We start from the raw sequence: 4,425 nt of genomic DNA on the forward strand, positions 1-4,425 counted from the left end.
AGTGCGTCACCGGGATTTCTNGGCCAGATTGCGCTCGCGCAGGCCGCGATTGAGCGCCCTCTCCGCCTCGCCCTTGGCGAAGAAATCCCGGTGACGCACTTCTACCGTGCAAGCGAACGGTGCCGGCAGCGCCTCCACAAAGCGCCACAAATCCTCCAATCGCTCCGGCCCGAAAGCTGCGGGAAGCTGTAGCAAGAACGGCCCGAGCACATCCGCCAGCGGAGCCAGCACATCCAGAAATGCCCGCGCCTGCCTATCAACCCCCTTTAGCAGACGGTCATGCGTGATCTGCCGTGGAAACTTGAACAGGAACCGGAAATCCTCCGGCACCTGAGCCCGCCATTGTTCACATTGCTTGCGTGACGGGGTGGCGTAGAAGGAGGTATTGCCCTCGACACTATTGAAGACCCGACTATAGCGTTCCAGAGGACTCTCGCCGGCAGGCAGACGACCATTCCAGCCGGGGTGCTGCCACTGCGGGCAGCCAAGAAAATACGGCCGCGTCATGGGCAAACCCCGCCATAGAAGCCCTGCTCCTCAAGACAAAGACGCACCTTTTCCAGCAACGCGTTGCTAAGCTGGCGATAGTCAGGGTAAGGGGTTAGTAGCAAGCGGCGCTCCGTGTCCACGGAAACCCCGGGAGCACCGGCCAGCGGACAGGCATTGTGCTGCAAGCCGGCAAAACGCTGCAGATTGTCCCTGCCTCCAATCCAGTGCCAGCATTCCTTGTCGGACATTGTCGGCACAAAACAAAGTGCGGAGTTCTGGAACAGACATTCATCCCGAAAATGCCGCCAGTCCTCCGCCACCGGGCTGGCCAACTTGGCGAGCAGGTTCACGATCTTGCGCCAGTGGTTGGAATTGGCCGCCACCAGTTCAGTAGCGTCAGGGCGTTGCTGCAACCAGGCAAGACCGTTCGGCCGATGCGGCAGGTAAAGAATCAGGGCCGGGCGGGCAGCCCCGAGATAATCAATGTCAGGCATCCCAACTTTCTCGTCGGCTCCAGAGTGTCAGGTATTCTACAGGGCAGCGTGAAAAAGGGGCCAAACGAAAAAAGGGTTTGCCGCATCACTGCGACAAACCCTTTTTCTGAATCTTGGTAGAACCGGGCGGATTCGAACCGCCGACCTCCGCCATGTCAAGGCGGCGCTCTAACCAACTGAGCTACGGTTCTATGGCGATCTTCAGGTTGATGGGGTTACTGACCCGGCCAGCTCCCTGAAGAGGGTGGCAATTCTATGCAGCTTGGCGGCACAGGGCAAGGGGGAATTTATTTACGCCGGCGCGAGCCCCAGGCGGTTTCGATCTGGCGGGCCCGGGTAATGGATTCCTCCACCAGTTCGGACTGGTGCTCGGCAAACTCCCGAATGATTTCCAGGGCCGAGCGTACATCACGGCGGAAGATGGTTTCCACCAGGGCCTTGAAGAACGACAGGCATTCCTTCACCTCATCGGCCTCCAGGTGCAAAGCCATGAAATAGGCCCGCTGCATGGCCGGCTGCATATTGATCAGGATGTCTTCCACAAACACATTGCGGGCGAACGGGTAGGCATGCTCGAGAAACTGGAAACTGAGCACAAAGAACGCATCCAGATCCCGATCCTCCGCGGCCACCTGCAAACCGTGAACCAGCTCAATAAACGCATCCAGGTCTTCTTCGCGTACCACCTTGATGGCCTTGCGAATCACCAACCCCAGCAATACCTGCATCACCTCGTAGAGGCTGCGCACATGGGCTTCAGACATCTCCTTCACTACGGCGCCCCGGCGCGGCAGGATATCGATCAGCTGGCGGCGCTGCAGGATCAGCAGCGCCTCGCGGACAGAACCGCGACTCACATCCAGCTCACCGGCGACACGCAGCTCCTGGATACGATCGCCAGCCAGCATGTCACCATGAATAATCTGCTTGGCAAGATGCTGGGCTATCTGCTCAGAGAGGCTTTCTTTGGCTTTGAAGCTCACGGGCACTCCTTGTGGGGATTGTCTCAGCCCGCAGGCAGCCGTATTGAAGCCTGCCGACGGCGGGATCAGACAGTGGTACTGCGGCCCCAGGCTTGTTGAACAATCCCAAAATTCTTGTCCGACTATAGTACAAGGAAGACTGACTACCAAGCACCGGAAATCGATTGCTTACAATTTTGCTCACCACCGGCACTGTCTACACCGTAAAGCCAATATCACGATGCCCTGAAGGTGTGTCCGGGGTCCCAGTTTTTACCGGTGCCCACTGGATTTCATTCACACTACTGGCCAGTATGAAGTGACATGGTGTCTTATCGTGACGTTAAGATGCGCCCCTTGAAGACCACCAGGTAGACAGGATGCCCCAAGACCTGATTACGCAATTGCCGCGCCTAGATGCACTGTTCGATCAATACTCGGAACGCTTTGGCAAGCAACAGACCCCCTATCGGAACCACGTTTACCGTTTGATCAATCTTGTGGCGGCGCAAAAAACACTGGACCCGCAGGAATGGGAAGCCCTGGAAATTGCCGCTTTTTTTCATGATGCCGGCATCTGGCTGGCCGGCACCTTCGATTACCTGCAGCCCTCAGCCCGCCTGGCAGAACACTACCTGGAGGAACACCAGCTGGGCCATTGCCGTACCCTGGTCCGGGCCATGATCCTCAATCACCACAAGATCAGCCGCTACGACAAGGACCGCAATAACCTGGTCGAAGTGTTCCGTCGCGCAGACTGGATCGATGTGAGTCTGGGCGTCATGCGTTTCGGCGTCCCCATGGCCCGGGTCCGGCTCATCAAACACGCTTTCCCCAACGCCGGCTTCCATCGTCTGCTGCTCAAACTCAGCGGCCAGCAACTCCTCAGCCAACCCTGGCGGCCCCTGCCGATGCTGAAGCGCTGAGCGCGACGACCGGCTTGCCGCCTCCATCAGCAAGGCGGCGGTGTGTACACCGTCTAGCGGCCTTCCGTTGTCCAACATCGGCCCCGAAAAGTTACTCACAACATCTGTGGATAACTTTGTGCATAGACTGTCAGGAACTGCCGCCAGCACCCATGATGCCTGCCCTTCCCCCAGAATGATGAAAAAATGGCCGTTTTATTAAAACCTTTAAAAACAGCAACTTAACAATCATCCACTGCAAATCAACGAGTTAGCCAAGAACATTCACACAAGGTGTGAAAAACGGTTAAACGCTGTGCAAAACTTTTGCTTCAGATCAGGGCAAACACAAGAAAGCAAGTGCCCGTGGCGCTTTCTTCAACCGCCACAGACACTTGCGCAGGAACACGGAAGGATTGGGGAATCAGCGGCGCAAACTGAAGCTGATACCGAGCACGACCACCGGCTCTACATCCAGGTCGTTATTGTCGCGCTCTTCTTGCGTATCACAACGAATCGCCGCTTTGTATTCGTCGCAGTCCAGGGCTTCGATAGCGCCCACCCCGGCACTCACGGTCCAGCGGGAATAGGGCTTCACCCATTGATGGCCCAGCTCCACACCAACACCCAGGCGTTCATAATGACGCTCACCGCCCAGGTCCCCTGCCATCAGGCCGGTGAAGAAGCCACTCTCGGACATCAGGCCCCGCTCCATTTTACGGCGCCAGCCAGCCACCCAGCGAGGCTCATCGGTGTCGAAGCCACCGGAGTCCAGATACATGGCAGGCATGGCGTAGAAGCTGTTGTGCTCGGTGGCCCACTCCAGGTTCACCCCGGCGAGACCATTCAGGTAACCCAGGCCTATCAGCAGATCATCTGCCACAGCCGGCAAAGGCATAAGCATAAGGAAGGAAAGTAGCCAGCGGTGCATGGCGAACTCCGGTTATTGTTGTTATGTCGCCAGGGCTTTCACGCCTGGTCAGGCCGCAAGCGGGCCGGGGAGTCTGTATTTTTCACAACCGCCCCGGGGATTACAAGCCCGGAAATCCCTGGCCCCGCCTCCGCAGGGCCAAAGGACGCCTGTTACAGAGGAATCTTGTCGATATTGTCCGCCGTGGTATCGATGGCGCCATCCACCTTTTCCAGGGCTTCATCAGCGGCATTCCCGGCCACCGGAATAATGGACAGCACCGCACCCACCACAGAGCCGGCGGCGCCGACCAGTCGCATGGGAGTGGTGGCCAGTTTGGTCAGGAAACAGCCACTGAGAGTGGCAGCCAGCAAGCCCACCACCGCCAGACGCATTACGGATTTCATAGTTGCTCCTTATTATTCTTCAGTGTGTAGTTGTACCGGCACGCCGTGAATCAGTACTGAAACTGCATCCCCAATCGGCGTCCCACTTCTTCATAGGCTTCCACCACGCCACCCAGGCCCTGGCGGAAACGGTCTTTATCCAGCTTTTCCCGGCTGTCCTTGTCCCACAAGCGGCAGCCGTCCGGGCTGAACTCATCGCCCAGCAGCACCTCACCATTAAACACGCCAAATTCCAGTTTGTAATCCACCAACAGCATG

General features: G+C 57.6%; 7 protein-coding genes and 1 tRNA gene. 1 reads left to right on the forward strand and 7 read right to left on the reverse strand.

All coding sequences use genetic code 11. The features are described 5' to 3' along the window. Positions 1 to 6: 6 nt before the first annotated feature. The 4 genes from A3714_RS17035 to A3714_RS17050 form a co-directional block, all read right to left on the reverse strand. Entirely contained in the window at positions 7 to 507 is a 501-nt protein-coding gene (locus A3714_RS17035; RefSeq protein ID WP_231867870.1) for a DUF72 domain-containing protein, read from the reverse strand. Further along, on the reverse strand, positions 504 to 983 hold the full coding sequence (locus tag A3714_RS17040) for a hypothetical protein (protein WP_063509896.1): 480 nt from the start codon (positions 981 to 983) through the stop codon (positions 504 to 506). The genes A3714_RS17035 and A3714_RS17040 overlap by 4 nt, the downstream gene beginning before the upstream one ends. A 114-nt stretch (positions 984 to 1,097) precedes the next feature. Beyond that, positions 1,098 to 1,174 (reverse strand) — tRNA-Val (locus A3714_RS17045). Positions 1,175 to 1,270: 96 nt separating this feature from the next. Continuing rightward, the gene (locus A3714_RS17050; protein WP_062816956.1) at positions 1,271 to 1,966 is read right to left on the reverse strand and encodes a GntR family transcriptional regulator; all 696 of its coding nucleotides are present in this window, start codon (positions 1,964 to 1,966) and stop codon (positions 1,271 to 1,273) included. A gap of 359 nt (positions 1,967 to 2,325) precedes the next feature. Here A3714_RS17050 and A3714_RS17055 point away from each other — a divergent pair, with 359 nt between their 5' ends. Continuing rightward, a complete protein-coding gene (locus tag A3714_RS17055; protein ID WP_063509242.1) occupies positions 2,326 to 2,871 on the forward strand; it encodes a hypothetical protein in 546 nt (181 codons plus the stop codon). Positions 2,872 to 3,274: 403 nt separating this feature from the next. Here the strand turns inward: A3714_RS17055 and A3714_RS17060 are convergent, their stop codons facing one another. From A3714_RS17060 to A3714_RS17070, 3 genes are all read right to left on the reverse strand, one after another. Then, positions 3,275 to 3,781: a hypothetical protein gene (locus A3714_RS17060; RefSeq protein ID WP_062816954.1), complete on the reverse strand. Its 507-nt coding sequence runs from the start codon at positions 3,779 to 3,781 to the stop codon at positions 3,275 to 3,277. Between the two features lie 152 nt (positions 3,782 to 3,933). Beyond that, on the reverse strand, positions 3,934 to 4,167 hold the full coding sequence (locus tag A3714_RS17065; protein WP_062816953.1) for a DUF6726 family protein: 234 nt from the start codon (positions 4,165 to 4,167) through the stop codon (positions 3,934 to 3,936). A 50-nt stretch (positions 4,168 to 4,217) separates the two neighbouring features. Continuing rightward, the coding region (locus A3714_RS17070) for a phosphoribosylaminoimidazolesuccinocarboxamide synthase (RefSeq protein ID WP_063527209.1) at positions 4,218 to 4,425 on the reverse strand (208 nt) is incomplete at its 5' end.

The organism is Alcanivorax sp. HI0007, assembly GCF_001635525.1.
GTDB lineage: Bacteria > Pseudomonadota > Gammaproteobacteria > Pseudomonadales > Alcanivoracaceae > Alcanivorax.